This window comes from Chryseomicrobium palamuruense (assembly GCF_042649045.1).
GTDB lineage: Bacteria > Bacillota > Bacilli > Bacillales_A > Planococcaceae > Chryseomicrobium > Chryseomicrobium palamuruense.
Genome location: NZ_JBHSEF010000019.1, coordinates 1 through 26,909 on the forward strand (window position 1 = coordinate 1; position 26,909 = coordinate 26,909).

The 26,909-nt window shown below is 39.7% G+C and carries 23 protein-coding genes and 6 tRNA genes; 1 reads left to right on the top strand and 28 read right to left on the bottom strand.

Translation table 11 applies throughout. The features are described 5' to 3' along the window. Positions 1-6: 6 nt before the first annotated feature. Positions 7-159, bottom strand: coding sequence for a hypothetical protein (locus ACFO0S_RS06965; protein WP_378141079.1), 153 nt, complete (start codon positions 157-159; stop codon positions 7-9). Positions 160-419: 260 nt separating this feature from the next. Here ACFO0S_RS06965 and ACFO0S_RS06970 point away from each other — a divergent pair, with 260 nt between their 5' ends. Then, the gene (locus tag ACFO0S_RS06970; protein WP_378141080.1) at positions 420-707 is read left to right on the top strand and encodes a hypothetical protein; all 288 of its coding nucleotides are present in this window, start codon (positions 420-422) and stop codon (positions 705-707) included. A 604-nt stretch (positions 708-1,311) separates the two neighbouring features. Here ACFO0S_RS06970 and ACFO0S_RS06975 read toward each other — a convergent pair. The 27 genes from ACFO0S_RS06975 to ACFO0S_RS07105 all read right to left on the bottom strand — a co-directional run bounded on the left by ACFO0S_RS06975 (position 1,312) and on the right by ACFO0S_RS07105 (position 26,435). After that, a complete protein-coding gene (locus ACFO0S_RS06975; RefSeq protein ID WP_378141081.1) occupies positions 1,312-2,544 on the bottom strand; it encodes an MFS transporter in 1,233 nt (410 codons plus the stop codon). 54 nt (positions 2,545-2,598) lie between these two features. Continuing rightward, entirely contained in the window at positions 2,599-3,099 is a 501-nt protein-coding gene (locus tag ACFO0S_RS06980) for a hypothetical protein (RefSeq protein ID WP_204591145.1), read from the bottom strand. Positions 3,100-3,194: 95 nt separating this feature from the next. Beyond that, positions 3,195-3,527, bottom strand: a complete 333-nt coding sequence (locus ACFO0S_RS06985; RefSeq protein WP_378141082.1) for a PQQ-dependent sugar dehydrogenase family protein — start codon at positions 3,525-3,527, stop codon at positions 3,195-3,197. A 459-nt stretch (positions 3,528-3,986) separates the two neighbouring features. Next, positions 3,987-4,862 (bottom strand): DUF6671 family protein, encoded by an 876-nt coding sequence (locus ACFO0S_RS06990; RefSeq protein ID WP_204591149.1) that lies wholly within the window; start codon positions 4,860-4,862, stop codon positions 3,987-3,989. 35 nt (positions 4,863-4,897) lie between these two features. Next, a complete protein-coding gene (locus ACFO0S_RS06995) occupies positions 4,898-5,464 on the bottom strand; it encodes a carbonic anhydrase (RefSeq protein ID WP_204591151.1) in 567 nt (188 codons plus the stop codon). A 34-nt stretch (positions 5,465-5,498) separates the two neighbouring features. Beyond that, entirely contained in the window at positions 5,499-6,509 is a 1,011-nt protein-coding gene (locus tag ACFO0S_RS07000) for a sodium-dependent bicarbonate transport family permease (RefSeq protein WP_378141083.1), read from the bottom strand. 140 nt (positions 6,510-6,649) lie between these two features. Next, positions 6,650-7,012, bottom strand: coding sequence for a Na-translocating system protein MpsC family protein (locus ACFO0S_RS07005; RefSeq protein ID WP_204591155.1), 363 nt, complete (start codon positions 7,010-7,012; stop codon positions 6,650-6,652). An 825-nt stretch (positions 7,013-7,837) separates the two neighbouring features. Then, positions 7,838-9,370, bottom strand: coding sequence for a Tn7-like element transposition protein TnsE (locus ACFO0S_RS07010; RefSeq protein WP_342526792.1), 1,533 nt, complete (start codon positions 9,368-9,370; stop codon positions 7,838-7,840). After that, on the bottom strand, positions 9,351-11,219 hold the full coding sequence (locus ACFO0S_RS07015) for a TnsD family transposase (RefSeq protein ID WP_342526793.1): 1,869 nt from the start codon (positions 11,217-11,219) through the stop codon (positions 9,351-9,353). The genes ACFO0S_RS07010 and ACFO0S_RS07015 overlap by 20 nt, the downstream gene beginning before the upstream one ends. 11 nt (positions 11,220-11,230) lie before the next feature. After that, a complete protein-coding gene (locus ACFO0S_RS07020) occupies positions 11,231-12,925 on the bottom strand; it encodes an ATP-binding protein (RefSeq protein WP_378141084.1) in 1,695 nt (564 codons plus the stop codon). Further along, positions 12,900-15,056: a Mu transposase C-terminal domain-containing protein gene (locus ACFO0S_RS07025; RefSeq protein ID WP_378141085.1), complete on the bottom strand. Its 2,157-nt coding sequence runs from the start codon at positions 15,054-15,056 to the stop codon at positions 12,900-12,902. Before ACFO0S_RS07025 ends, ACFO0S_RS07020 begins: the two co-directional genes overlap by 26 nt. Next, positions 15,053-15,892 (bottom strand): TnsA endonuclease N-terminal domain-containing protein, encoded by an 840-nt coding sequence (locus ACFO0S_RS07030; RefSeq protein ID WP_342526798.1) that lies wholly within the window; start codon positions 15,890-15,892, stop codon positions 15,053-15,055. The genes ACFO0S_RS07025 and ACFO0S_RS07030 overlap by 4 nt, the downstream gene beginning before the upstream one ends. A gap of 151 nt (positions 15,893-16,043) precedes the next feature. After that, the gene (gene glmS, locus ACFO0S_RS07035) at positions 16,044-17,846 is read right to left on the bottom strand and encodes a glutamine--fructose-6-phosphate transaminase (isomerizing) (protein WP_378141086.1); all 1,803 of its coding nucleotides are present in this window, start codon (positions 17,844-17,846) and stop codon (positions 16,044-16,046) included. A gap of 402 nt (positions 17,847-18,248) precedes the next feature. After that, the gene (locus ACFO0S_RS07040; RefSeq protein ID WP_378141087.1) at positions 18,249-18,764 is read right to left on the bottom strand and encodes a type 1 glutamine amidotransferase domain-containing protein; all 516 of its coding nucleotides are present in this window, start codon (positions 18,762-18,764) and stop codon (positions 18,249-18,251) included. A gap of 317 nt (positions 18,765-19,081) precedes the next feature. Next, positions 19,082-20,434, bottom strand: a complete 1,353-nt coding sequence (glmM, locus tag ACFO0S_RS07045; RefSeq protein ID WP_378141088.1) for a phosphoglucosamine mutase — start codon at positions 20,432-20,434, stop codon at positions 19,082-19,084. A gap of 21 nt (positions 20,435-20,455) precedes the next feature. Further along, complete coding sequence (locus ACFO0S_RS07050) at positions 20,456-21,754, bottom strand: CdaR family protein (protein ID WP_378141089.1); 1,299 nt, start codon at positions 21,752-21,754, stop codon at positions 20,456-20,458. After that, a complete protein-coding gene (gene cdaA, locus ACFO0S_RS07055) occupies positions 21,747-22,583 on the bottom strand; it encodes a diadenylate cyclase CdaA (RefSeq protein ID WP_378141090.1) in 837 nt (278 codons plus the stop codon). Before cdaA ends, ACFO0S_RS07050 begins: the two co-directional genes overlap by 8 nt. Positions 22,584-22,749: 166 nt before the next feature. Beyond that, positions 22,750-23,406 carry a zf-HC2 domain-containing protein gene (locus ACFO0S_RS07060; RefSeq protein ID WP_378141091.1) on the bottom strand — a complete coding sequence of 219 codons (657 nt, stop codon included), beginning with the start codon at positions 23,404-23,406 and terminating at the stop codon, positions 22,750-22,752. A gap of 2 nt (positions 23,407-23,408) precedes the next feature. Then, positions 23,409-23,996, bottom strand: coding sequence for an RNA polymerase sigma factor SigW (sigW, locus tag ACFO0S_RS07065; RefSeq protein ID WP_378141092.1), 588 nt, complete (start codon positions 23,994-23,996; stop codon positions 23,409-23,411). A gap of 170 nt (positions 23,997-24,166) precedes the next feature. Then, on the bottom strand, positions 24,167-25,072 hold the full coding sequence (gene rocF, locus ACFO0S_RS07070; RefSeq protein WP_378141093.1) for an arginase: 906 nt from the start codon (positions 25,070-25,072) through the stop codon (positions 24,167-24,169). 70 nt (positions 25,073-25,142) lie between these two features. Continuing rightward, positions 25,143-25,718, bottom strand: coding sequence for a GNAT family N-acetyltransferase (locus ACFO0S_RS07075; RefSeq protein WP_378141094.1), 576 nt, complete (start codon positions 25,716-25,718; stop codon positions 25,143-25,145). Positions 25,719-25,820: 102 nt separating this feature from the next. Further along, positions 25,821-25,893: transfer RNA gene (locus tag ACFO0S_RS07080), tRNA-Ala, on the bottom strand. Positions 25,894-25,901: 8 nt separating this feature from the next. After that, positions 25,902-25,976: transfer RNA gene (locus ACFO0S_RS07085), tRNA-Gln, on the bottom strand. A gap of 10 nt (positions 25,977-25,986) precedes the next feature. Further along, positions 25,987-26,070 (bottom strand) — tRNA-Tyr (locus ACFO0S_RS07090). 11 nt (positions 26,071-26,081) lie between these two features. Beyond that, positions 26,082-26,157 (bottom strand) — tRNA-Val (locus ACFO0S_RS07095). Between the two features lie 124 nt (positions 26,158-26,281). Continuing rightward, positions 26,282-26,354, bottom strand: a tRNA-Thr gene (locus ACFO0S_RS07100). A 5-nt stretch (positions 26,355-26,359) separates the two neighbouring features. Further along, a tRNA-Asn gene (locus tag ACFO0S_RS07105) sits at positions 26,360-26,435 on the bottom strand. Between the last annotated feature and the right edge of the window lie 474 nt (positions 26,436-26,909).

Consider the following 26,909-nt stretch of genomic DNA (forward strand, 5'->3'; position numbering starts at 1 on the left):
AATGAATTAAAGTTGATTATTAATTTCCAATTCCTTTAATTTTAGTGCTTGACATATTACCACTGGGCTTTTTTCAAACTCTTCTGATAATGCTTTAGCAGCTTGATTATGCCCATTGCCAATAGAGGCAGAAAAAATTAATATTTTTTGAACAATCATTAACTCGCCCCCTTATTGAATAACAATGGCATGTAAATAACGCTAATTAACAATTTAAGCAATAGTATTATACATTCCTTATATAAAAATTCTCTTGGCAAGAAAAATCATTGAGTAATGATTCACCGATATGGTTAAGGTTTCTGTTGGGTCTAAATCCTTCTTCATTTTTACTAATAAGGATTTAGTGATTTTCCTTAATTTGATTGAATCGAATTAAGGATCTTACCTCATCCTAATTCTTGAAAGGATGGATGATGGTGTCACAAGAATTTTTAAATTGGTTTCAAAATATGGGAATCATTCCCCTGTTTTTAATCATGATTATAGAGGGATTATCTATTCCGTTTCCTGGATTTTTTTTGTTTATAACATACGGACATATACTGTCTCCTTCAATAGAAGAAATAATGGTATTGGCTTTTGGTATGAGTTTGACGTATACACTTTTTAGCTTTGTTCCCTTTTGGCTTGGAAATAAGTTAAAGAATAAAATAAAAAAGCGATTTGAACGTAAAGTCAAATTAGCGCAACGTTGGTTTCATTAATATGGGGAATGGAGCATATTTCTTACACGGCTATTAGGGATTGGCTACATTTCCTTTGTTGCTGGAATGAGTGCAATAAAAAAGTGGAAGTACGGTCTTCTTACTTTTTTCGGTATTTATTTGTGGTCCTTCACTTTGCTATATTTAGTCCAAATCTATAAAGGAGAGATAGTAAAGTTGTAATTGAATTAGTCCAAATGTATAAAAATTATATCTTTATCGGTATAGGAATGACTACTCTCATATTTATATTAATTAAATATCGACTTCACCATATTCATCATATGGAGAAAAGTTGAGTTTTGAGATCAACGAGAATCACAGAATCTAAGCAAACAAAGCTTTTATTTTTAATATTATTAAAACGGACAAGTGGTATTCGTCGATTGCATATAAATTCTTCTGTTGCACTCCCAGTTCCTTTTTATAAGCTAAATCGTTCTTAATATAATTTTTAATCAAGCAAATTTATGGGACTAAGTGTGCTCTCTTTACTAGGGGTACGACCGAGATACCAGTAAAAAAAGGTCATAGCATGGAAATTAATTCCTATGCTATGACCCTAAAAACAAATCACTTCTTAATTAACTGCAATATATTTCCACTAATCTAATTCTCTAATTTTTTTGTTTGTTAATCCTAGAGCTGCTACCAATATGATACTAACACCAGCTATACTCATGGATAGGTCAGTTCCTAACTTGTCTAATGAAAATCCAAATATACTATACCCAACAGGAAGGAGTAAGAGACCTCCAAACATCTGGAAACTAACTACACGACCTAATACTTCTTCTTCAATTAATTCTTGGGTTGCACTGTCCCAAATTATGATAAAAGCTGTTAAACAAAAACCTATAGCTGCTAATAAAAGAAGTGATACTAATAAGGGTGGAGTGAACGATATACCTAATATAAACAGTCCAGATAAGGCCATGAATAAGTAATATAAAATCCCTCGTTTTGATATCCTTTCCAACCTACCGATAAGAGTAGCGCAGATCAAGGCTCCTATTGCCATAGCAGCAAGGAAAATTCCGTAAGTTTGTACTCCATTAAATGAATTGTCTGCATACACTGGTAAGATAATTACATCAAAGGCTGCTATTCCAATGTTTGATAATGAACCAATTAGAATACTTGCTCCTAGCCAAGGCCTCTTTTTAATTGCAGACCATCCCTGGGTGAAATCCTTCCAAAAAGTTGTTTTTTCAGTGGGAGTGTCTTCTGTTTTTTTCTTGGTAGATCGTATGGCTATTAAAGAAACAAAAAGTGCAGATAGTAAGAATGTTATTGCATTTACTGTATATGCAATATAAAGACCGATAGCTGCTACAAGAAATCCACCAACTACCGGCCCAATCATATCACTAACCTGTTGAGAAATAGCTCTTAATGAATTAGCAGATAATAACTGAGTTTTATCTACAATTTGAGGTGTAATACCACGGACAGCAGGTCTATATAAAGTGCTAATTAAGCCGAGAAAACCTGTAAGGAGATACACGTGAATTAGTTGTAGATTATCTGTAAGAAGTAGTACTGCAATTCCAGATACCGCAAGACCTCGAAGAAAGTCTGATATTACTAGAATTTTTTTCTTTGGCCAACGATCTACAAAAACACCACTGACAAGTAAAAATATTAGCTGGGGGATGATAAAAAAAGTATGAGCTAACCCTAATTCTGTTGCGCTACCTCCTGCCCGGAAGACTAAAAAGGGAAGACAGGTAATATATATAGCCAGCCCAAACATCGAGATGCTCTGCCCGGTCCAAAGCAAAGAGAAAGAACGATTGTGTAATACTTTCATTATGTTAGGTAGTTTAAGATTCATAAATTACTCCCTATAATCTAAAGGATGAGAGTATATATACTCTCATCCTTCGAATCATTTATTCTTGAAATCCTGTAAATTTCCATATAGATCCGGTTGGAGCTGAACAAACATCATACTGTTACCATCAGGACTGAAACGTACGCAGGTAGGCATATTTAAACCTTGAATTATAGGGGCAGAAAACCTGTAATCTTTGCTTTCAAAAGGATTAATTTCTAATATTGTTCCTTTATGTGGCTGAGTTACGTATAACATTTTGTTTACAGGATTTTGAATCATCCCACCCTTCCAATCCAATCCAGAAGCAATTAAGTTTCCTTTTTTCACTAAGTCCATGTAATCAGTTTCGGTTTCAGGATCCTTAACAATCTGACCAAGTGCAGAGCTGCTTGACACATTGAACTCTTGACCATCTTCAGTAAAAATCTTTGTTTTCCATCCGGCACATCCACTGTACATGCTCCATTCGTATTCAAAATTATCAGGGAATGATTCTAGCGGTAAAATTCCTTCTAGCCCTGGCATAGGCACAGCAGGAATATTTTTAATCAATACTTCTTTAGAACCGGTTTCAGGATTTATTTTTAAAACTCTATTTGTTGTTATGCTCTCTCTTTCTACAACTTCTAAATAGTCACCTAAGTACGTTAAACTAAATGCCTTTGTAATCCGTCTAAAAAAGGAAAGTTTTCAGTACTATCCCCCCCTAAACTTACATCTATAATTCTATTAGCCCAAGTCTCGCATACATATATTCTCCCATCTTGTAAAGGGACTATACTTGAAGGTCCTTTTAAACCAGAAGCAAAAGGGGCAACGTCTAAGTAATTTCCAGGTTTCGTTATGTCTTTAATTCTTCCAGCAGTTGTCTCAGAAACTAATAATCTTCCATCAGGTGTCCATTCCATGTGTGAAGGGGTCATTAGGTTTGAAGCATGGAGTTCAACTTTCAAATTAAGTTTTGTTAAAGTCGTCTGCATTACTGAAACCTCCCTGATATTTATTATTGCACAAAGCAACACTCTTATATTATCACAATAGTCAGATATTTTAAACCCATAAATTTGTAAAAATGGTTTTTTATAAAAACTTCTCATCTGTTATATCTTTTCAAAAACTATAGTATTAGGATATTGTTTGAGAAAAATTCTATAAAAGAAGAAGACCCTTTGCTAAAATACTGCATAAGCCTTATTCCATAAACGGGCCATTACCAGAGCAACTCTATTGTCAATTCACATTTCCTTAATCCACCTTTTAATTCATATGTTCTTTTACTTTCTATGTAAATAAGCCCCTTTAGATAACCAATCCAAAGGGGTAAAACAGTGTAACTTTTTTATTATTCCCAGTTACCTCCACAAAGACTCCTAAAGCCTATTTCACCCATTTAACCCGTTCCTCTACAAGAATTCTATTTATTAAAAAAACTCTAATGATTAAGGATTACACCAATCACAATAAGCAGGTGAAGAGGTTTTAACACCATCCTGGCGCGGAAGAGTTTCCCTAAAATCACAGATTGGACAACCATATACTTCGTTTGATATTTGTTTTGACTTTAACCCGCAACCTGCACAGGGCAATCCTTTAACATAATCAACAATCCCCCATCCGGGGCATGAACACTTCGGGCACAACGTTGCTAACCGTCGAACCATTTTTTCTGCAAGTTCAGTGATAACCTTCATTCTAGTGGGGTTCATATGTGCCCTCATGTCAGTTTGAATAAGTGCCTGACCGTCAGTGGAAGCAGAAGCGCAACGTTTAATGGCTTCCTTTACGTCATCTATTTGGTTTAATCCTTTGAAGGTTAATCCAGGTAAAAACTCGGAATTCGGACTTACAATAAGTGCATGTGCAGGAAAATCCGATTTCAATAAAAAATCATCCATATCATTCCATGTTGAAACTGTTTTTGAAGCATAATTGGTCTTAGTACTTAACGTATGTTCTACAATCTCAATTCCACGTTCATTGTCAATCCATATAAGAATTTCATGATCCTGGGCGATAAAAGGAAAATTATCATAAGGTCCAAAACTTCCTTCATTCGCAATACCATACGGTAGTCCAAGATGGTCCATTCCCATTTGTACTTTTTTTCGCAGCGTCTCTAATGGTGTCCCCTTACGCTCTATTTCACCAGTAAAAGTCCCCAAACCATCGGTATTTAACCCTTCAGGAGTAACAATTGAAAGCTGTAACAGATTATGAAAGGGAGGACCAATAGCCAGCTCTTTTCCGTGCATAGTCGCTAAAACTGCTTTACGACCAGAATATGGATGATCTGCGTAATGTTGTTTTTTGATCATAGTTTTTCAACCCCAACCATATTTAAATATACTTGTTATTGATGATCCACAACTCGCGTAGACACACCATTAACAGTATCTATCAATAGGCCATATACTCTAATTTCCGAGGGCATCAAAGGATGCCGACGAATCAAGTTTACAGACTGTTTAATACCATCTGTGACTGTTTTGCTTCCCTCTATCCATTGAGCCATATCGTTTGCTGTAAATCCAGGGAAACAATGTTTAAAAAGATATTCTACGGTTTGAATCTTAACCGCTGGAATTTTTGTTTGTATGACTTTGGAAATTAAATTACTAGGGTCCGAAATAGATTCATTTCTATCTGCTGACCCTATAACGAAAATTTCCTCTACATTTTCTTGATAAACTGCTATAATTATGTTACGCATGAGACTATCGTATGGTTCTGAGATAACCGGGCCATAGCTTTTTAATACCATTATTTGTTCCGGGAGAAAATGAGACGCAGAATTTAACCATTGTTCCAATGGTTCCTCCATCCCAACTATACATAATACTTTTTTCCTATTGTCTGGGTTAGTTGAAATAGGTTCATTTTCGATTTGTTGATTATTAAATATTTTATCCGCAAACATGATCAACACTTCCTTTCTTTATTAATGATAGAAATTATTGAAGCCATTGTGCTATTGAATAATAAAGCGGTATTCCGAAAATCAAATTAAAGGGAAAAGTAATCCCTAGAGACAACCCTAGATAAATGGATGGGTTAGCCTCAGGAACTGAGGTTCTTAATGCGGCAGGAGCAGCAATGTACGAAGCACTTCCAGCTAGCACCCCCATCAATGTAGTACCTCCTAGCGAAAGACCAATGTAATTCCCGACAAAAATCCCCAAAATGCCGGATAATACAGGCATAAAGATTGCAAAGAGCAGGATTTTCCATCCATGTTTTTTCACTTCAGGAAGCCTTTGACCAGCGATCACACCCATATTGAGTAAGAAGATCATCAAAACACTTGGATAAAGGTCTATAAACAATGGCTTAACAGCAGGAAGAGCACCCTCACCCGCAATCCATCCGATCACAAGACTTCCCAGCAAAAGCAACACACTTTTTCCAAACAGGCTTTCTTTAATCACTTTTGTATTAATTAAACCACTGACCATTGGCTTGCCTGCAGTGAATCCGATATTTTGTGACAAAGAATGCCCTTGATTTTCTTCATTCAGTTTCAACAAAAGCAAGGAAACAAAAATAGCTGGACTTTCCAGTAGAACAACTAAGACATTCATAAAACCTTCATACTTTGTTCCAAATTCACTAAGAAACGAAATAGCAGCTCCGTAGGTAACAATACTCACCGACCCGTATGTCGCAGCCAGGCCGATGGCATTCTTAAAATCCATTTTCATGAAACGGAGGATAAATAACACGATTATAGGTATAAAAGTACCTAAAAACAGGGTTCCGAGGATAGGTTTTATAACAGTGCTCAATGAATAATGGGAAAGTTCGATTCCACCTTTGATTCCTATCGCTATCAGAAGATATATGCTTAACGTTTCACTTAGCGCCGTTGGAAATTTTAAATCTGATTTCACCATTGCTGCGAGTATTCCAAGTGCAAAAAACAACACAACTGGAGATAGTAAATTTTGAATAATAATATCAGTCACTCTTTAGTCCTCCGATTCTACTACCAGTGTTGACCGACGATATATAATCCCTTTAGCATGTAAAATAGCTGGTTTATCTTCAACTTACCCATTCTATATTCTTAAAAGGGTCTTTTAAAGATCTCCCAAGTTTGATTTTATTAAGACTTTAGTTTTTCCTCTAAATTACACGATAATTTAAAGACCATAATTCGTTCACCGGTTCTTGTGCTAATATCAGTGTGAAATATCATTACTTCTTCACCGGTTTTATCTCGAATGATTTCATCTAATTTGTCTCGACCTGATTCCACCAAGTGAGAACGAATTTGTTTGATCGACAACAATCCTTCCGTTGTTTCAGAGAGCTTATATTCAGCGGGTGTTAAGACTCCTTTCAAAACCACAATTACCATGTCGCGGAGAATATCGGTCTTGACCGTAACGGATCCGCGACCTAGAAAATCCTTCTCCCATTGCGATAATGCTTTGCTGATTTCTGCTTCTATTTGACCTTTTGTCATATTGCCCCCCCTAACAAAAAAATCGGTATGAGATATCACCAAATATAGTGATATCTCATACCGATTTATTTCAAACTAACTACAAAAGTCTTTAATTATATTTTCACAAGGACAATGACACATTACCCAAGTGCTAATACATTTTCCCTTTGTAGTTATATTGATAATCTATCGTAGCTTTTTATTGTAAATTTATTCTACCTTTAAGCAGTTCGGTTGTCAAACTCAAAATATATCTATATGTTTCTTTATCAGTTGGCAATCTCCTATTTGAGATATGCTAAGCGTTTGGATTCAAAGGGCCAAATTTACTCTACACCCCTCACTCCATCATTGGATGGGACATAGTTTCCCTATGTTCAAACTTTAGACCAGTACTAGTACTTTCGGAAGTTCATCAGTTCCTACCCCTGGGAACTATTCTAACCTTGTCTAGTTTATTAACCGTGCGGCATATTCGTTGGTATACCTTTTAGCCAATATTTTTAGCTGGTGTAGTTCCAAATTTTTTTCTGCACACTATTTAGCTTGGGTCTGACTGACCACTTGCCCTAAAAAGAGCAATCGGCTGTTCAAATTCCTTCCTTATCACAGTGTTTTGGACATTAAAAGACATCCTCTAGTAAATATTCCTTGAGGAGGTTATCGTATAAAAAAGAACCGGCCGGGTTTTGTCCGGTTTTACTTATTACATTTTTCTTAGATATACAACTCGAATTTAAAATGACTATAAATATTTGTAACATTAGCAAGGTTTATATAACTTTTTCTTTGATTAACTAGCCCGATTGCGGAAGAACACTAATGTTTTAAAAGTGTGTTCTTTTAAATTAACTTATTTAACAATATATTACTCCTATGACGAATACCTTTAGAACTATGCTTCGCCTTCATCACAATAACACCTCGATTTTCAATGATTTTCAATGTTTGACTCGTCCATGCGCCATTGCTATTAACAAGATTTACAAGTAAACAATGATAAATAGCATTCCAGTTATGAGTATTAGGCGATGATAAAATCAACATCGACAACGAACGATTCTCACGCTCTACTTCTATAATATTAAATTGCTTTCCATTTGTCATATGTACTTTAGCAATCACATATCGTCTTTTCGTAACACCATCACTTAACTTTGTAAATTTACGTTCTCCCAAGCCTTCCGGTAGCACATCGGTAAATGCTCTAATTTCCACTACATTTGGATGCTGTTCCATTACTTTCAACACATTAATAAAATCATTTAGCTCACCTTGAGCCTGGATTTCGTGCAACATTTGATGCTCTAGCCCTCTTGCTAGATGTTGACCTCCACTATCTGCTGTAGATCGCATTGAATCATTATTACCATAGTATTTCTTAGTATTTTCATCTTCTTTCGTTCGCTGCTTTGAGGAACTACTTTTAATTCGTTTGATTTTAGGTACCAATGTATATTCATGTTTCAACTGATTCATTTGTACAAGATCAAAGTCTTCCGTGGAGCCATCGACTTGTTCATCTAATGTAAGGCCCTCTTCATCGTCCATTTTATTTACGGCGCGATAAGTATATTTCTTCGCCTCATTCGATTTCACTTGATCTTGTATTTCTGGATGTGAAATTGAGATATGTTTGTATGGAATATATTTATTTTTCACATTTACGATTTGTAGAACTGTCCACGAATTATTATTCTCTTTTACACGAACCGTTATGGTAATCGATTGTGTAAGGCCCCATTCAAATATCAAAGCCTTTTCCTGCAACCAAGTAAAGGCTATATTTTCATAGACTTGCCGTAAATCACGATTCGTTAGTAACCAAACCAATTGATAAATAAAACCTGTTTTGGTGTATTTCAGTTCATAAGATGATGAAAAGCTAAGATGAATTTTATTAGGTTCGTATGTTTCAGTGAAGAATTGAGGAAATGAATTCGATTCAAACAAGCGATATAAAAGAAAGCCGTTCGGAGCTAAAATGCTACGCAACACTTCAATGACTGGTAAAATGACATTCTTGCCATCAAAAGAGAACACGAAACTACGGGAAGTTGCAGAATCACTGCTTCCTTGAATAGACCAAGGGCGTTTGTGATATTTAACACTATTAGGATAAATAGTCATATCGATTTCTTGTACACCTTTAGGAACTTGACTAGCCGTAATGATGCCATCAGTATAATAATGTTGGATTGCTAGGCATGGTAATGTACCCCAATCCATTAAAATACCTTCTGTACGACCTTGTGAGCGAAAATAAGCTTTAATCATCATTTTATGATCACATCGGAATGGCTCACCAATCCATATCAGTTGTGCTTTTTCACCTTTTGCAAAAGGCCAAGCAATTTTAACCTGTTGTTTGCTCATAACTTTTCACTTCCTGTTTTGTTCGTAAATATTCTTCCAAATACGGTTTTATTTCATGAAAATGATGTGACTTAACAGCACCAATACGCTGTACCTTCCATAAAACAACTGGTTCTTGCCCCTGTAACATTCGATCAATAATTTTACAAAAACGTCTGATATGGAATTGCTGAGTAGATTCTGTAATTTCAGATAGGAGCTTTTTAGTCTGGGGTAGCTTATCAAGGTGTTTCTCCAAGTTAGATAATATTCCAAGTCGTTTTCCAACAATCGAGATTGTAATCCGAATAGGTTTATCTAGTACGATTAGTTCTTTATAAAGTTTTTTTACTTCAGAGCAGTATTCCCGATCACGTGAGGCCCAATCGACAATTGCTTGATTATTCTTCTTCTCATGAATTTTAGGCAACTGTTCAAACAGCCACTCTTTATCGTGACGATACAAGTAGATATATTCTTTTGGGAAACACTGACGAATTTGAGTTCTTAAATAACTTGGGTATTGCTGCATTCCTTTTAATAATTGTTTTCGATTAGTCAGCAACATCGAAGGGATATCGTTTTCTGATAATCCTTCTATTTTTATCTCTGAAGAAAGATATTTTTTAACCGTTTTCGAATTTACACCAAGCATTTTAGCTAATGTTCTTGTACTGGACGTTCCTTTGGCTTCCAATTCATGTAATTTAGCCTTCCAGACGTCTCCAAATGCTTTTACACGTCCAATACGATATTTATCTTTAGATAATCTATCAGGGCCTTTTCTAGCGTAAATAAAGCCACAAGAGCATTCAAACGTACCAATGGGTGCTTTTGATTTAAAATCCCTCGTAACATTTACTTCAGGAATTACAAATGCCTTATAATGATTAGCTGCTTTATTTAAACAAGGCCATGGACCACTACCGAAAGGACCTATATCAGCTTCACCTTGTAAAAAGGAATCTACATCTTGTTCTAAGAAATAAAGCATAAGCAAATGACGGAAAGGATGCGCATGACGTTTTAGATTGCGTGTAATGACCTTCGGCCAATTGTACTCATTATCAACATCGATTGCTGATTCATACTTAACTAAAAATCCTTTTGGAAACTTTGATTGAAATGCTTTGTATAGCTCCTTTTGCCGAATTCGATTAGAGGTTGTTATTAAATTACGCTCTCGTAAAAGAGCCCGATATTTAAGATTAATAGATCCCCTTGAAAATTGATGTATTGGAACTTGTAGCAGTTGATAAGCCATCTTTGCTAAAGCAATTTGAATGGCTACAAACTCTTTTGGTTCAACTTCTTGAATCTTTGATAAGTTCATTAGCTTTTTATCGAATCGAATAAACTCTATTCGACTCTGCTTTGAAAAATCGACAGGATACTTCTTTAATTTCAATTCATGATGCGCACAGAAATCAATCCCTTGTAGTTGATGCTCACGATGAATATAGGGTTCTCCATGTTGCTCAATATCACTAGCTGCACATTCCGGACAATAATAGAGTCCGTCCTTTTTACAAATACCTCCTGCGACCATTCCAAGTCTTGTATAAAGTCCTTTTCCATCACCTTGAACATCCTGCATAATTTGTCGTTGCTTCTCCTGTGATAGAAAAGGAGCATAGAAAGGATAAATTGTATGCTTGGCTAATAAACTTTCTAACGAATAATGCGTGCCCATCTGTTTAGCGAGAGAATTAAAATGGCTACCAATCTCAACACTCGGAATCACTGAACGACTTTGAAATACTTCTTCTAACGTATCTTTGCAATCAATATTCCCACTGTAAAAGTGATAACGTGCGACCGCCGAATATATCAATTCATCTGGATATGGATCAGTAAAGAATGGCAGCATCTGGTTTCCTCCTAGTAGAATTCCTCCAAAGGATTTTTAATGTATCCATTTGCTTTTAATAATTCATAGGGGTGTTGCTTTTTGTCTAATGCTTGCTTTCTTAGCTTTAGCATTGGTAGAATCTCTGCATTTTTTGCTTTTGCCTTTGCTTTTTGATCTTTCTTTTGTTGATTTAATGCAATCGCCTGCTGAATCACGTCTGATTTAAGTTGATGAAATTTAGTATCAAGTGGATTTTCCTCAACTATTTTTTGTGAGAGCTTTTTAATATCGTTTTCCTTCAAACTATCAAAAATACCAAGAGCTGCCACTTCAACACTTAAGTTCCCAATCATGTCTTGACGTTTATACTCGATTGTATTTTGGCGCTCTTTAAATGCTTCTTGAATACGTCCTGTCATTTCAGTATTTCGCTTGTGATTCAGCATGACTTCATCCAAGTTAATCATAATATCTTCATATTTCATCATATCGGCAAAATTGTTCGTCCGAATAGCTGTCATCATTGGTTGAATCGTTTGCATATCTTCCCTAGCAGTCTTTTTTAATACTTGTGGTGTAATGATTTCTGCCGGGTTGTCCTCATCAAATAATACTCGTTCTTGCGCTAGAATAAATAGGTTCACGGCAACAGCAGTAATCCCTTGGCATTCATTATAAAATGCCTTCTTTGTCTCCTCTGTAAGCTCAGAATGGGTTTTTAAACACTGTAATTCCCAAAGTGTCTCTAGGAAAAACTCCCACTCTTCACTATTTTCGTCCATACGATCCCAAATAATAGCTCCATCACTTGCTGCCCGTCTTGCCTGTCTAAAGTTTCCTTTGAATAATTTTTGTGCTTTAGAAGTGCCGATTAAAACCGTAGGAATGCCAACTGTATTAGACAGTGTTACAAAAAAATTCAACATTTCTTCCTGTTCATTTTTGGAATATAGTAAGTGCTGGATTTCATCAATTACTAGAATACCGATGCCGTACATACTTGCTAACGATGTCATGTGCAATAACATTGTCGATGTCACACGGTTCAAATAGCCGTACTTTTCTAAATATCGAGTGCCTAGTAAATCATCAATTGCTTTGAAAAAGCTTTTGCAAAGTGTAGATAAACTTCCATCATACGGGCAGTCAATTTTAAGCCAAACAATTTGAGTTCGATTAAACGGTTGTCCTTTGTATTCTTCATGCTTGATCACTTGTGGATACATAAGCAAAAGACGTTCAATTGCTGTTGTTTTACCAATTCCAGAAATACCGATAATGGATAAGCTATCGGCAGTTGAACGAATATAATTTAGTCGTTCATCTATATATTTGTGAGCTGTTTCCTCTTCTTCACGCAATTCATGCAACACCCGAACACGCTCTAGAAATGTTCTATCTAATGGATTTCGCGCCAAGTAACCCCTCCGAATCAATGTAGACAATCGACGTTCTACCTCGAAATGAATCGGTAACGGCTGGATAAAATTCCTTACACGTTTTAAGACGTGATAACGAATATTCGTTTCACTTAACTTATCTTGCTCACTAATTCGTGGAGTCACCATAAATCGCTCTAGCACATTATCCTCATTAAATATAGGTGGAAGAGCTTCGATGAAAGGATTATTGGTATATTCATTTAAAAGCTGCTCCTTATAGACCGCTTTCTCAAAATCCCCTTTTAAGACAACCATGTCATTTGTCTTTCCCAAATTCCTCATCTCGCTTCTTCTTTAGTTTTTCCATAAGACGTGAGCCTGATTTCTTAGGTGGTGTTTCATCAATCTTCTCTTTTGTAACAAAGTCGATTACGTCAGCTGCTTCACTAACCTTATTAGGTGATAAATCAAACTTTTCAGCTTCACGATTCAACTGTTTTTCAACATCCTTGTTTTCACGAATAACTGCTATTTTAGCTTTCTTACTAGTTGGCTGATTGAAAGATTCTTTTTTGTTCTTAACGGCTTTTTTTATAATCTCTTCCAATGCTGCATCAGTATTTACCGTAAGCTGAATTTGATTTGTTCGTTCCATTTCTTCTAGTTCATTCCGAAGTTGTTGCTGAAAGACAACTTCTTCCAAGAGGTCACCTTTATATTGCTGACTAGGCTCTAATAAAATACACGTCTCAAAATCTGTTCCGTTATCGTGGGGAATATAGATTTTTTCAATATGACGTGGATCATAAACGATTTCTAGACTTCTATTTTTCAACTTTAAATACCATTGCTCTTCAATAGCTTGACGAGAACCATAAAGAAGATTTTTAAACTTAATTCCAGCTCTTGAAATTGTCGCTTTCCCACGTGGAAGCACGTTCAGACGAAGAATATTTCGATCAACTGTTCTTAACCTTCCTTTGCGATTTTGAATACCCCAATTCCATAAGTTAATCGGCGTTGGCACTAGTCCATCAGCTACCATTTCTTTTTCAACAGGATATTTATCAATGACCTTTTGGTTATGATGAAGCGCCATTGTAATAATTAGAGATGTAAATTCCTTTAAATTTAGCGTAGCATTTAAGCGATAATCCTGATCTCCACGTTCTCGATATTCCTTTTGAATTGCTCCGGGAGCTTTTTGCTTTACCTTCCCATTAAACGTACGGAATTTCCTTTCAACAATCCCTTTCAAATCACCCCTATAAGCCGTAGTATTCTCGATTTTAATGTTAAGATTGTTAATTAAATTCTCTACCGAATAGCCTTCAAACTCACCTCGATCAGCGATAATAATTTCAGGCAAATGATGTGTTGGCCATTGCTCAGGTGCAATATCAATTCCGTACTGATTACAGAACTTTACTTTGTCAGCAACCATATTATCTAAAGCCATCATTGCACCGATCCATGACGGCCCTTCTAGCCCAACATAAAGACCCGTAATAATACGTGAATACACATCAAGTACCGCATAAATAACTGGTCTCCCAATTACTTTATTTACATCAAGCGAACTGACTAAATAAATATCTGCGATAGTTGCGTCAATTTGAAATCTAGTACCGGGACCATTTGTTTCTGATTTAGAATCACTTAAAATCGGACGATGCTTCAGCTCATATTCTTTCGTGCTTTTACGGAATTGAATGTCTTTCTTTGGATCTTCGAATTTCTTAAACCAATAATAAAACTGATGATAGGACGGTATTCGATTTGCTTCCCACACTCGATATTTCATTTCACCTTTTTCTTTATAACGGTCTGAATAGAAATCGCGCAGAATAAAATGATAGACATCTTTTAATGAATAGTTATTTGTCTTACGGTAATATTTGTTAATAGCATGCTCGAACTGTAACTTTATTTCATCTGTTATATTGATACCAGTTTGATAATCTCCACTAGTATTTACTCTTCGTGGACGACCTACTTTAGCATTTGCTAAAGCTTTGGATCTCCCTTTACCACCTGAGTTTGCATAATCCGGTAGCACAGCATTTTTAGTCATACCACGCTGCCAATATCGACTGAGGAGCTTTTTTACCTTAGTAGGTGTCACATTTAACTCTCCTGCAATTTCCTTTATCTTTGTTTCTCTACCATTTCTTTGAAGCAATACATCCATATGTTCCAAACAGTATTTTTGAATAGTATCCCAATCATCTTCGCGCTTTTGAATTTGCACATCTGTTAAGTCACTATCAGCTACAACTCTTGCGAACGGATCTGCAATCACTAATAACTCTTTTTGTTCGATTTCTGTAGACAATGTGGCATAAAGCTCTTTTTTTGGCATAGATGTGTGTGCATCAATATCTACAATAAAAACATACGATTCTTCTATTTCAACAACCCGAATCCGTATTGAATCCTTCACATATTGAAACACCTGATTAATATAAATCATCCGTATTTCTCCTTCTTCAGCGTGCTTTCATCAATGGATTTAATATCAATCTGTTGCTCTAAATTTAGTGGCTCAAGCATATCTATAACGATGTTTTTTTGAGCAAGTAAATGATAAAACAGTGTTACACCACTACCAAAAGGTAAATGGGTATCGGTATCAAATTCATTCGTAATTATACGGATACTATTTTTGTTATTTAGTAACCTTTGCATTAAAGATAAGGATAAATCTTCAATATGTTGTGAACTCATTTCCTGAAATACATCATAATCTCGAATATCAAAATGATCATGAATGTAGCTAATGTTTCGTGCCATTGTTTTGGGGATTTCCTCCTCTGTAACAACCACCCAATCAATTTCCTTCCGTTGCCAATACTCTCGTTCAATCTCAAACTTTTCGAGTACTCGTTCCTTCAGTAAATCGTCCTTCATTTTGATTGTACGTGCTACTTCAAACACACCTTGTCCCATATCAACTGTTAATAAAAAATCCGTTGTCATCACAATCGGATCACCAGTTTTAGGATCAGTAGGATGTTTAATACCTAACTCATCTGCAATAACAATGGTTTCTTCTAATGGCAATAAAGGAAATTGTTCTCGAATATCAACAATATGATTTGAATATTCAGTTAAATAGAAGTAATTTTTTTCTAAATCCGATAGAAATTCATGCTGTCTGTTTGTTTTTATTCCTTTTAAACGAGTGGAACGACCCTTTGAAGATACATCTTGAATCTTCAACCAAGGTTTATAATCTACTCCTATACCGGTGCCTCGACCTTGTTTAATCCAATGTTCAATTTCAGATGTTCTTTTTCTTTTCGACATAAAAACACCCCTTTAGATAATCATATCCAAAGGGATAAAACGGTGCAACTTTTTTATAAACGGTATAACTTTATTTTAAACGGTACCTCTTTTTTACAAACGGTACAACTTTATTTCAAATCTACAACATCTCTACCTACATATATTTCGTTTATTCAACCGTAACCGATTTCGCCAAGTTACGTGGCTTGTCTACATCACAATCGCGGTGAAGCGCTGCGTAGTAGCTGATCAACTGAAGTGGAATCACAGATACTAATGGTGTGAGTAAGCTGTGGACATTTGGAATGACGAGTGTATCGCCGTCTTCTTCCATGCCTTCCATTGAGATGATACATGGTTTCGCACCACGTGCCACGACTTCTTTCACGTTTCCGCGAATGTTTAGGGCTACTGGTTTTTGCGTCACTAATGCGAAGACTGGTATGCCGTCTTCAATTAGAGCGATGGTACCGTGCTTCAACTCGCCTCCAGCAAATCCTTCTGCTTGGATGTACGAGATTTCTTTTAGTTTCAATGCGCCTTCTAAACTTACGAAGAAGTCCACGTTACGTCCGATGAAGAACGCGTTGCGTGTCGTTGCTAAGAAGTCTTTCGCGATGGCTTCAATCTCTTCTTTTGAGTCGACCATTGCTTGAACGGCGTTCGCCACAATACCAAGCTCTTTGATCAAGTCGAAGTCAATTGTGTGTCCTGCATGTTTCGCTGCCACTGTAGCTGTCACTGCAAGAACCGCGATTTGTGCAACGTATGCTTTTGTGGAAGCTACGGCAATTTCCGGACCTGCATGAAGTAACAATGTGAAGTCTGCTTCACGAGAAAGTGTAGACCCTTGTACGTTTGTTACAGTTAAGGCTTTGTGGCCCATTTCTTTGATCTTCACAAGTACTTGGCGAGAGTCAGCTGTTTCACCTGATTGAGAGATGAAGATGAAAAGTGGTTTCTCTGAAAGCAGTGGCATGTTGTAGCCAAACTCACTTGAGATGTGCACTTCGACTGGCTTCTTCGTAATTTTCTCAAAGTATTCTTTTCCGACAAGACCTGCATGGTAGCTTGTTCCTGCAGCGATGATGTAAAGACGATCTGATGCATTGATTGCTTCTAGGATGTCTGTATCAATCGCTAGCTCGCCTGCTTCGTTTTGGTAGGCTTGAATGATTTTACGCATCACAGCTGGCTGCTCGTCGATTTCTTTTAACATGTAGTGTGGGTATGTTCCTTTTTCGATATCACTCATGTCTAGCTCTGCTTTGTATGAGTCGCGCTCTACGACAGTGCCATCTAGCTTTTGAATCTGAACCGATTCTTTTTTCACGATGACCATTTCTTGATCGTGAAGCTCAACATATGTGTCCGTTACTTGAAGCATAGCCATAGCGTCAGATGCGACTACGTTAAAATCATCACCTAGACCAACTAGAAGTGGGCTCTTGTTTTTCGCCACGTAGATAGTTTGTGCTTCTTCTGCATCTAAAAGAGCGATTGCGTACGATCCATGAAGAAGACCAAGCGTTTTGCTGAATGCTTCTGCCGTCGTCATGCCATCGTTTACGAATTTTTCGATCAACTGAACGATGATTTCCGTATCTGTATCTGACTGCATTTCTACGCCTGTTAGATATTCTTTTTGTAATAAGTGATAGTTTTCAATAACCCCGTTATGGACCAATGTGAAACGGTCTGTCGTGCTTTGATGAGGGTGTGCATTGACGCGGTTTGGAACACCATGTGTTGCCCAGCGCGTGTGTCCGATTCCTGTTTTGCCCATTACGTCTTCTTCTACAGCATTGCGAAGATCCGCAATACGTCCTTTTTCTTTGAAGACCGTGATGCCTTCTTCGTTACGTACCGCAATACCCGCTGAATCATAGCCACGGTACTCTAATTTTTCTAGCCCTTTTAATAAGATTTCTTTGGCGTCACGTTCGCCGATATATCCAACAATTCCACACATTTTATGTTTCCTCCGATTTTTAAGCCATGCAAAAAGAAGCGTCGCTTCGGGCGCTTTTTTTTCATATGCTGTTTGTCATTCGCCTTCTATCCGGTCTGGCTACCCATCACTAGGCAGGTTTACAGATAGAGTGACAACCGGGCGTGTGCGGTCGGGAGGCATCCGCCGAAACTTCGATAAACCTCCACCTCGTCTGCTAAGGGTTAAGTGTCGTCCGATTCCCCTAGCTCTGGCGCTTCAACTTTTTTCCGATTTCTTTGTGCGCACTGCTTTCCTCCTTTAGCGCGTGTTCCTATGCTTCACAGCATAACCTCCATATCATACAAAATCTAGTGTGTCCCGTCAAATGTAATCTATGTAATGAAAGCCCCTTGATGCTAGGCACCAAGGGTCTGAAATGACTTAGTTTTCGAGAAGTTTTAACATTTCGCGATTGAATGCCGGAATGTCATCTGGTTGACGGCTTGTCACCAGTTGGTTCTGACAGACAACAACTTCTGTGTCTTGTACTTTTGCTCCTGCGTATTCCATATCCACTTGAATGGATTTGAAGCCTGTTGCATCACGGCCTTCCAACGCTTTAGCTGTGATTAACAGCTGTGGTCCGTGGCAAATTGCGAATACAGGTTTCTTTGCATCCATGAATTCTTTTGTAAAATTGACGAATCGATCGTCTGCGCGTAACTGGTCAGGTGAGAATCCTCCTGGCAGTAAAAGTGCGTCAAAATCACTTGCGTTCACGTCATCGATCGATTTGTCGATGGTGACTTCTGTGTTGTCTTTCTTACCAGTAACCGTTTTGCCTGCTTCTTTTTCTATCGTGACCACTTCATGGCCCGCATCTTTTAAGGCTTTCGCCGGTTCTGTCCATTCGACGTCTTCAAACAGGTTGGTGATTAACGTTGCTACTTTTGCCATTGTATCTCCTCCTAAATGATTGTACGTACTATGTATTCCACTCTGGCAGAGAATTAAACATTCGATTGGTGAAGGGCTTGTTAGAAAGGGCTTGGGTAGCTAAGGGTTTGGGAGAAATCTGTGGTCTCGTCGGGCGATTTAGTTTCCATAATTCGAGGAATGACTTAATCAACTTTTTTAATGTCACAATCACCGAAATTAGTGTCGCAATCAACTCATTTAATGTCCTAATCACTCCAATTAGTGTAGCAATCATTTCTCACACAGCTTCTTACCGAAAAAAGACGCCCTCCTAAGAGGGCGCGCCATTCAACTATTTAGTTATCCAAACCCATTTCCTCTTTGACGACGTCTGCGATACGGTTGACATAGCTTTCGCAAGCATCTGTCGATTCCGCTTCCACCATGACGCGCACAAGTGGCTCGGTGCCTGAAGGACGTACCAAGACGCGGCCGTTGCCGTTCATCTCTGCTTCCACTTCCGCAATCACCGCTGCTACTTTTTCGTTGTCTGTCACTGCGTGCTTATCTGTCACACGGACGTTGACGAGTTTTTGTGGGTAAATTTTCATTTCTCCCGCAAGATCTGAAAGCTTCTTACCCGTTGCTTTCATGATGTTGACGAGCTGAAGACCGGTCAATAAACCATCGCCTGTTGTATTGTAATCAAGGAAGATAATGTGGCCGGATTGTTCGCCACCTAAGTTGTAACCGCCATTACGCATCTCTTCGACCACGTAGCGGTCGCCCACTGCGGTTTGGACTGATTGTAAGCCCTGGTACTCAAGCGCCTTGTAGAAGCCCATGTTGCTCATGACAGTCGATACAACCGTTTCTTTGTGTAAGCGGCCTTCTTTAACTAAGTAACGCGCTAAGATGTACATGATTTGGTCACCATCGACGATGTGACCTTTTTCATCGACTGCAATGACTCGGTCGCCATCGCCATCAAAGGCAAGTCCAATATGCGCACCTTTTTCTTTCACGAACGCAGCGAGCGTTTCCGGGTGAGTCGATCCCACGCCATCGTTGATATTCAGACCATTTGGTGAAGCTCCCATTGTCGAGATGTCTGCATCAAGATCTGCAAATACGTGCGTCGCAAGCGTAGACGTTGCTCCGTGTGCACAATCCAGTGCTACGTGGATGCCTTCAAAGTTTTCTGTTACGGACTGCTTCAAGAATTGAAGGTATTTTTGTCCGCCTTCAAAGTAATCCGATACGGCACCTACTTCGCCGCCAGTTGGACGTGGAAGTGTGTCTTCCTCTTGATCAAGGATCGCTTCAATTTCATTCTCTTGCTCATCCGACAATTTAAAGCCGTCCGAACCGAAGAATTTGATCCCGTTATCTTCTACCGGGTTGTGAGAAGCTGAAATCATGACGCCAGCGTCTGCACTCATTACACGTGTCAAATACGCCACACCTGGGGTGCTTACCACGCCAAGTGTCATGACTTCCACACCCACGGATAAAAGACCTGCCACGAGCGCAGATTCCAGCATATGTCCTGAAATACGCGTATCTCGCCCGACGAGTACTTTTGCTTTTCCAGAAGCGCCTTGTGTTAAAACATATCCACCTACGCGTCCTAAACGAAACGCAAATTCTGGAGTCAAACCTTCATTGGCCACTCCACGTACACCATCTGTCCCAAAATATTTACCCATATATTGTTCTCTCCTTAATCTTTACGCGGTGGCTACCACAATCGTAGCTTGCGTTAATTCTGCTGTCCAAATGATACCAGTTTTGCCGGTCACAGAAAGGGGAAGTGTGTATTCACCTTCTTCTGCAACCTCACTTGCATTCACTTCTACTTGAACATCTGCAGCTGTCAAATTGTTGATTTCCGATTCGCGGCCTGTAGCTGTAACGCTTACGACCCCTTCACTGGGAATGGTAAACGTCGAACTCCACTCTTCCGTCAGTCCTGCCACCACGATAGGTACATCTTCAAACGTACGGGTTGTGCTGACATCTTCCGCTTCTTCTTCCTCAACATTGATTCCCGCATCACTGGCTTCTTCATCCGGTGTTGGTTCCGGAGTTTCCACAGTGACGACTATCCGGACCGGAATCGTGTCCCTATTAGCCCTGGAAATACCTTCGGGCAACTCGATCGGCACTTGTACTGTACCTGATTCTCGGATTTCCGAAACATCTACTGGTACTTCGAGTTCTTCTAGTGCATCAATAGCACTTCGAGCCCCATATACACGGATGTTTGTGACGGATGTCGATACACCGTCAATCGTCACATCATCGGCCGGTGTGCCTTGTTGTTCAAGCCTGACCGGAATTTCTTTATTGTACTGTTCTATTTCAACGGATACCGTTACTTCTTGTGGTTCTATGATGACATCGAGTTTGTTGAGATCTCGGTCGAGCACACGCACACTCGCCTGTTGCTCAAACGATTCATTGATACCTTGTTCCCCGCTGACCGTTGCCTTGACGAAACTGATGGCTTCGACAATACTGCGCGCTCCTGTCACAGTGACACGGTTCGGTTCAACATTAGTTGATTTTACCACATAATTGTCAGCAAGCAATCGTTCGTTCATATCTGGCTCGACAGTGAACTCTTCTGTAATGAGTTCTTCGATGTTGACAGTGACCGTTTGAGGATCCGTTCGGATATCTAGACGATTGGAGAGATTTTCGAACTGAATCTCAACCTCATGTTCCCCCAGTGGCAAGTTGCTTAAATCAATAAACGCCGTAAAGTCTTGCATGGTTTGAGCAGATAAAACAATATTGCTTGGCCCTTCAATATACAACGTAACCGTCTCTGGAGCCCCTGTAACAATTAGGTTATCATCGTCGTAATACACTTCGACAGGGACATTTGGAATGCTTTCTACACTCGTTCCCACTGTATTGATTTGATTGCCTTCTAATTCGTTTTGCACAGTGATAAACAGAAGGACCGCAAACAAAAGGGAGATAATCCGTAAAAACCAAGGGTTATCCATCATTTTATCCATTTTTCGGCCCCTTCCATAACCATTTTGACGAGGACTCTTGTGGTTCCGCTTCACCAAACCATAGACGCTTCAAGTGCTGATCAAACTCTTCCATCGATAAGTTGCGGTGTAGATCCCCGTTCGCTGTTATGCTTACAGCTCCCGTTTCTTCCGATACAACAATCGTAATAGCGTCTGTCACTTCACTTAAGCCAATAGCCGCGCGGTGACGTGTCCCAAGTTCTTTTGAGATGAACGGGCTCTCTGAGAGCGGCAAGTAACAGGCAGCGGAAGCAATCTTGTTTTTCTGCATGATGACCGCCCCGTCATGGAGTGGTGTATTTGGAATAAAAATATTAATGAGGAGTTCCGATGTGACATTGGCGTTGAGCGGAATGCCTGTTTCAATGTACTCTGACAAACCTGTCTCCCGTTCAATCGAGATCAATGCACCGATACGGCGTTTGGCCATGTAACTGACAGACTTGGACATAGCACCAAGTAACCGGTTTTGCTCTTCTTGTTCTTGTAATGTACTTCGTGCAAAGAGCTTCCCACGTCCGAGTTGTTCCAGTGCTCGACGAATTTCAGGTTGAAAAATAATAATGATAGCAAGAAAACCAAATCGAATAACCTGATCGAGCATCCAACCGAGCGTTTCCATTCCGAGAGCGTCCGTGATCACACGGGCAACGATAATGACAAAAATTCCTTTTAAAAGCTGAACCGCTTTCGTTCCGCGAATCAACGTAATCAGTTTGTAAATGACAAACCACACAAACAGCACATCAAGAATCGTTATTAACAATTCAATCGGTTCACTGTTCTGCAGCTGCGTCCAAAAATCCATGTGGCCACCCCACTTTCCCTGTAAGCATTTGGTCTAAGTATAGCATATCTAAGCGATGTTCTGCCGGTATGACAGGATAAATTCGCCAGAGTTTTCTAGACGTTCCGGACCGAAAAAGGTTCTTCCCATAAAAAAATCCATGTCTACGAAAAGACATGGATACGCGTTATTCATTTGAACCGGTCACCCAGTCCTCAAATCCTTGATAGCCGGATTTCATTTTAAACCATAGCCAATCAAACACTCGGTCGATTTCTTCAATCTCTCCCGTCACAACAGCGGTAGACGCCATGTACGGGTTCTTTTCAATGGAGTCTTCGTTGAGGATTTCTCCATTAATCACGGTGAGATTACCTCCAATCTTCCCATCCACACGAATGTTTCCGTTGCGGACGACAAAATTCCCTTCAATGACCGTTCCTTCCGGAATAATTACGGTATCGCCTTCAACGATGACATTGTCAGCTTTTGTAAAGGCGAACTGCTGATCATTGGAGAAGTTCCCAAAGAACATCGCGCTCATGAAGACGAGGAATACAGCGGCGGCTGTCACCATTGGATATCGGCGGAACCAGCTCTGTGGTCCTGCAGAGACCGTACGTTTTGGCAAAGATGCCATCACGTGACTTGTTAAATTTGGTGGTGGTGTGACCGGTTGAGCACTTTTCATAAACGCGACAACATCACTTAATTCATGCATATGCGCTTGGCAGGCATCGCAGCTCTTCAAGTGCTGCTTCAACTCCTGTTCATGCTCTGGCGGAATGTCCCCATCCAGATAGGCATGCATATAATCCATATATTTCTCGTGGCATGCACCCATCGTTATTTCCCTCCTACCTCCGTCATCGGAAGCTGGCTCATCTGTTTACGCAGCGCTTCACGACCTCGGTGAATACGGGTTTTAACCGTCCCGAGTGGGAGATCTAAAATTTCACTAATTTCTTGCAATGGTAGTTCTTCCATGTACTTCAACACAATGACGGAACGGTATTTGTCGGGCAGACGGCTGATTTCATATTGAAGACGTTCTTGTATCTCCATTTTCTCTAGCTGCTCCACCGGCAATTCTTCGCTCGCGGCAATCTGCGAATACATATCTAGTCCATCAGTACCCGGAACTTGGGCATCTAAATGATAGTCTGGTTTCTTTTTACGGATACGGTCGATACAAAGATTCGTCGCAATGCGAAAAATCCATGTGGAAAATTTTCTTTTTTGATCGAACGTATGCAAATTGATATAAGCTCGTAAGAAAGCTTCTTGTGTAATATCTTCGGCTTCATGTTTGTTGCCAAGCATTCGATAACATACATGATATAACCTCGATTGGTACAAGTCTACGATTTCGGCATAGGCATCTTGATTCCCGTTTAAGACTTGTTTTATTCTCTTGTTGACGATCGCATCCATGCTCTATTTCCCCTCCGCCTCTGCGGTTCTATAATCTATACGGTCCGTGGTATAAAAAGGTTTCATATTTTTTCTTATTTTAGTGTAGCAAATTTTCAACTAGTATAGGGGGTCTATTTATACATTTATTGTATGAAAAAAGACCCTTCTCTAAGAGAAGGGACGAAGGGTTAGACGAGGCTTTCTCCAAACAGAGAGCCCATAAGACCCACTGCGACGTCTGCCGTCTTATTTTTTTCATCTAAAATAGGATTTACTTCTACAAACTCAGTAGAGGTGATTAAGTTCGAAGATGCTAGCATCTCCATTGCTAGATGACTTTCACGATAATTAATACCACCCGGAACTGGAGTTCCCACACCTGGTGTGTATAGGGGGTCTAGTCCATCTAAGTCTAGAGACAAATGAACGCCATCGACTTCACGGTCACGTAGGTACCACATTGCTTGGTTCATCACTTCCGTCATGCCTAGCTTATCGATTTCGTGCATCGTAAACACTTTGATGCCTTTTTCTTTGATCAGTTGACGCTCACCTGGGTCCACTGAACGTGCCCCGATGATAACAATGTTTTCAGGTTTCACTTTTGGAGCATAGTCATGAATGTTCACGAGCGCGTCGTGACCAAGACCCATGCTGACAGCAAGTGGCATTCCGTGGATATTCCCGGACGGAGACGTTTCTTCTGTATTCATATCCGCGTGTGCGTCGTACCAGATGACCCCAAGGTTCTCATAGTTCTTTGATAGACCAGCAAGCGTACCGATCGCGATACTGTGGTCACCGCCAAGGACTAGTGGAAAACGTTTCGCCGCAACCACTTCACTTATTTTGTCAGCAAGCTTTGTGCTGATCTCAATCACTTCATTTAAGTTGCGTAAGTTCGTGTTCAACTGATCTTCTGTATTGAACTTTTCAACAGTAATATCGCCTTCATCTTTCACTTCGTGTCCAAGTGCTTCTAAACGCTGAATCGCTCCTGCATAACGCATCGCGCTAGGTCCCATATCGACCCCTCTACGGCTTTGACCGAAGTCCATAGGTACACCGATGACTGATATCGCTAATTTATTCATAATTTTATACCTCCTCAGTTCGTTACACCTATTGTAACTGCTTACATAGAGTTGGCTCAACCTCGCAAAATTATGTATATTTATTCATCATCTCTAGAAGCTTCTTCTTAGCTTCTGACCACTCCGTATCAATCATGGAATACAGATACGTATTCCGTGCATGACCTGTGCTTTGAACCTTCTCCTTACGTAAATAGCCTTCCTTAATAAAGCCAATCCGTTCAATCGCTTTTTGAGAAGCCTCGTTTTCAGCATCTGTCCGGATCTGAACTCGGATGAGCTGCAAAACCTCAAATGCGTGTTGTAATAGAAGGAACTTGCACGTGGTGTTGACATGTGTGCGTTGGTAAGGTTTGGCGTAAATGGTTGAACCAATTTCTGCACAGCGGTGGTGGCGGTCGATATCATAAAGACGCGTCGTGCCAATTGGGGCACCTGTTTTCTCGTCTTGTATAAAAAATACGAAGACATCTTCATGGGACTGCATCCGGTTGATTGCGTACCCAAGCCACCCCTCTAGCTGCTCCTTGCGCTCGATCTTTGTCAGCATGTATTCGTACACTTCCGGTTCAAAGACGTTCCACAGGGTATCTATATCGGTTTCTTTCATTAATCGTAGTGTGATTCCATTCTTCGTCCATTCCACGACCATCGCCTCCTCTTCTCTACTTATTCTTGGTGATAAGGCAAAATTCCTTCTGCAAAAAAACACCCACTTCCTATTTAAATAAGAAGTGAGTGCTTGTTATGGAGCCTAGCGGGATCGAACCGCTGACCTCCTGCGTGCAAGGCAGGCGCTCTCCCAGCTGAGCTAAGGCCCCGTAATGAATGGCTGGGGTACTAGGATTCGAACCTAGGCATGACGGAATCAAAATCCGTTGCCTTACCGCTTGGCTATACCCCAGTAGGATAAATGGTGGAGGGGGACGGATTCGAACCGCCGAACCCGAAGGAGCGGATTTACAGTCCGCCGCGTTTAGCCACTTCGCTACCCCTCCAGAGGTAAATATGGTGGAGGATGACGGGATCGAACCGCCGACCCCCTGCTTGTAAGGCAGGTGCTCTCCCAGCTGAGCTAATCCTCCAGTATGTCGCTGTTTCACAGGACAAGAATTATTGTAGCATGACGTGTTGGGTGGTGCAAGGGTTTCTCTAAAAAAGTCCCCCCAAAAATTAAAAATGCTGCCCGCTTGAAACCGAGCAGCAAGAAGCTTCCAGCCGGGATCGAACCGACGACCTCATCCTTACCATGGATGCGCTCTACCTACTGAGCTATGGAAGCGTGAATGGCTCCGAAGGCAGGACTCGAACCTGCGACCTGCCGGTTAACAGCCGGATGCTCTACCAACTGAGCTACTTCGGAACAGTACATTCTCTATTATAGCAACTTGGCGGTTCAGGTCAATGATAATTTGGTGGATAATACGCGAAACAATTGATAAGTAAATATTAACATCAAATCTTGATTCTTTTGATGGAGGAAATAGAACTAGTCTTGCAGCATTGTGTTAGAGCGTGCATACGGCACGGCTTTTCGTATGTCTTCCTTTCGCAGAACCGTATCTACCGTTACTTACTTTCCCTTATTCAAATCATTTCAAGGAAGAACTTCAACACTTAAAGGATTTTATGAAGCTGAGCGTGCGTTCACCTTACAGCCGAGCGACTTGTCGTTACAAAATGCCACTTTCTCGTTACCAAATGAGGATTTGTCCTACCAGAGATTCGATTTGTCGTGACAAACTGATTTATTGGAAACTATTTCTGTAAGCCCGAATTCAAATAACGCATATTTTTCGAATGCACTTCCCGGTATGATCGTGGTATCACGAATGGG

What these genes read in the sequence shown, in the direction of transcription:
- ACFO0S_RS06995 (WP_204591151.1), bottom strand. Translation starts at nt 5,464, where the DNA reads ATGTTTGCGGATAAAATATTTAATAATCAACAAATCGAAAATGAACCT.
- ACFO0S_RS06990 (WP_204591149.1), bottom strand. Translation starts at nt 4,862, where the DNA reads ATGATCAAAAAACAACATTACGCAGATCATCCATATTCTGGTCGTAAA.
- ACFO0S_RS07060 (WP_378141091.1), bottom strand. Translation starts at nt 23,406, where the DNA reads ATGGGTGCATGCCACGAGAAATATATGGATTATATGCATGCCTATCTG.
- ACFO0S_RS07020 (WP_378141084.1), bottom strand. Translation starts at nt 12,925, where the DNA reads ATGAGGAATTTGGGAAAGACAAATGACATGGTTGTCTTAAAAGGGGAT.
- ACFO0S_RS07040 (WP_378141087.1), bottom strand. Translation starts at nt 18,764, where the DNA reads ATGGCAAAAGTAGCAACGTTAATCACCAACCTGTTTGAAGACGTCGAA.
- cdaA (WP_378141090.1), bottom strand. Translation starts at nt 22,583, where the DNA reads ATGGATTTTTGGACGCAGCTGCAGAACAGTGAACCGATTGAATTGTTA.
- glmS (WP_378141086.1), bottom strand. Translation starts at nt 17,846, where the DNA reads ATGTGTGGAATTGTTGGATATATCGGCGAACGTGACGCCAAAGAAATC.
- glmM (WP_378141088.1), bottom strand. Translation starts at nt 20,434, where the DNA reads ATGGGTAAATATTTTGGGACAGATGGTGTACGTGGAGTGGCCAATGAA.
- rocF (WP_378141093.1), bottom strand. Translation starts at nt 25,072, where the DNA reads ATGAATAAATTAGCGATATCAGTCATCGGTGTACCTATGGACTTCGGT.
- ACFO0S_RS06975 (WP_378141081.1), bottom strand. Translation starts at nt 2,544, where the DNA reads ATGAATCTTAAACTACCTAACATAATGAAAGTATTACACAATCGTTCT.
- ACFO0S_RS07025 (WP_378141085.1), bottom strand. Translation starts at nt 15,056, where the DNA reads ATGATTTATATTAATCAGGTGTTTCAATATGTGAAGGATTCAATACGG.
- ACFO0S_RS06985 (WP_378141082.1), bottom strand. Translation starts at nt 3,527, where the DNA reads ATGCAGACGACTTTAACAAAACTTAATTTGAAAGTTGAACTCCATGCT.
- sigW (WP_378141092.1), bottom strand. Translation starts at nt 23,996, where the DNA reads ATGGATGCGATCGTCAACAAGAGAATAAAACAAGTCTTAAACGGGAAT.
- ACFO0S_RS07010 (WP_342526792.1), bottom strand. Translation starts at nt 9,370, where the DNA reads ATGAGCAAACAACAGGTTAAAATTGCTTGGCCTTTTGCAAAAGGTGAA.
- ACFO0S_RS07005 (WP_204591155.1), bottom strand. Translation starts at nt 7,012, where the DNA reads ATGACAAAAGGTCAAATAGAAGCAGAAATCAGCAAAGCATTATCGCAA.
- ACFO0S_RS07015 (WP_342526793.1), bottom strand. Translation starts at nt 11,219, where the DNA reads ATGCTGCCATTCTTTACTGATCCATATCCAGATGAATTGATATATTCG.
- ACFO0S_RS06965 (WP_378141079.1), bottom strand. Translation starts at nt 159, where the DNA reads ATGATTGTTCAAAAAATATTAATTTTTTCTGCCTCTATTGGCAATGGG.
- ACFO0S_RS07030 (WP_342526798.1), bottom strand. Translation starts at nt 15,892, where the DNA reads ATGTCGAAAAGAAAAAGAACATCTGAAATTGAACATTGGATTAAACAA.
- ACFO0S_RS07050 (WP_378141089.1), bottom strand. Translation starts at nt 21,754, where the DNA reads ATGGATAAAATGATGGATAACCCTTGGTTTTTACGGATTATCTCCCTT.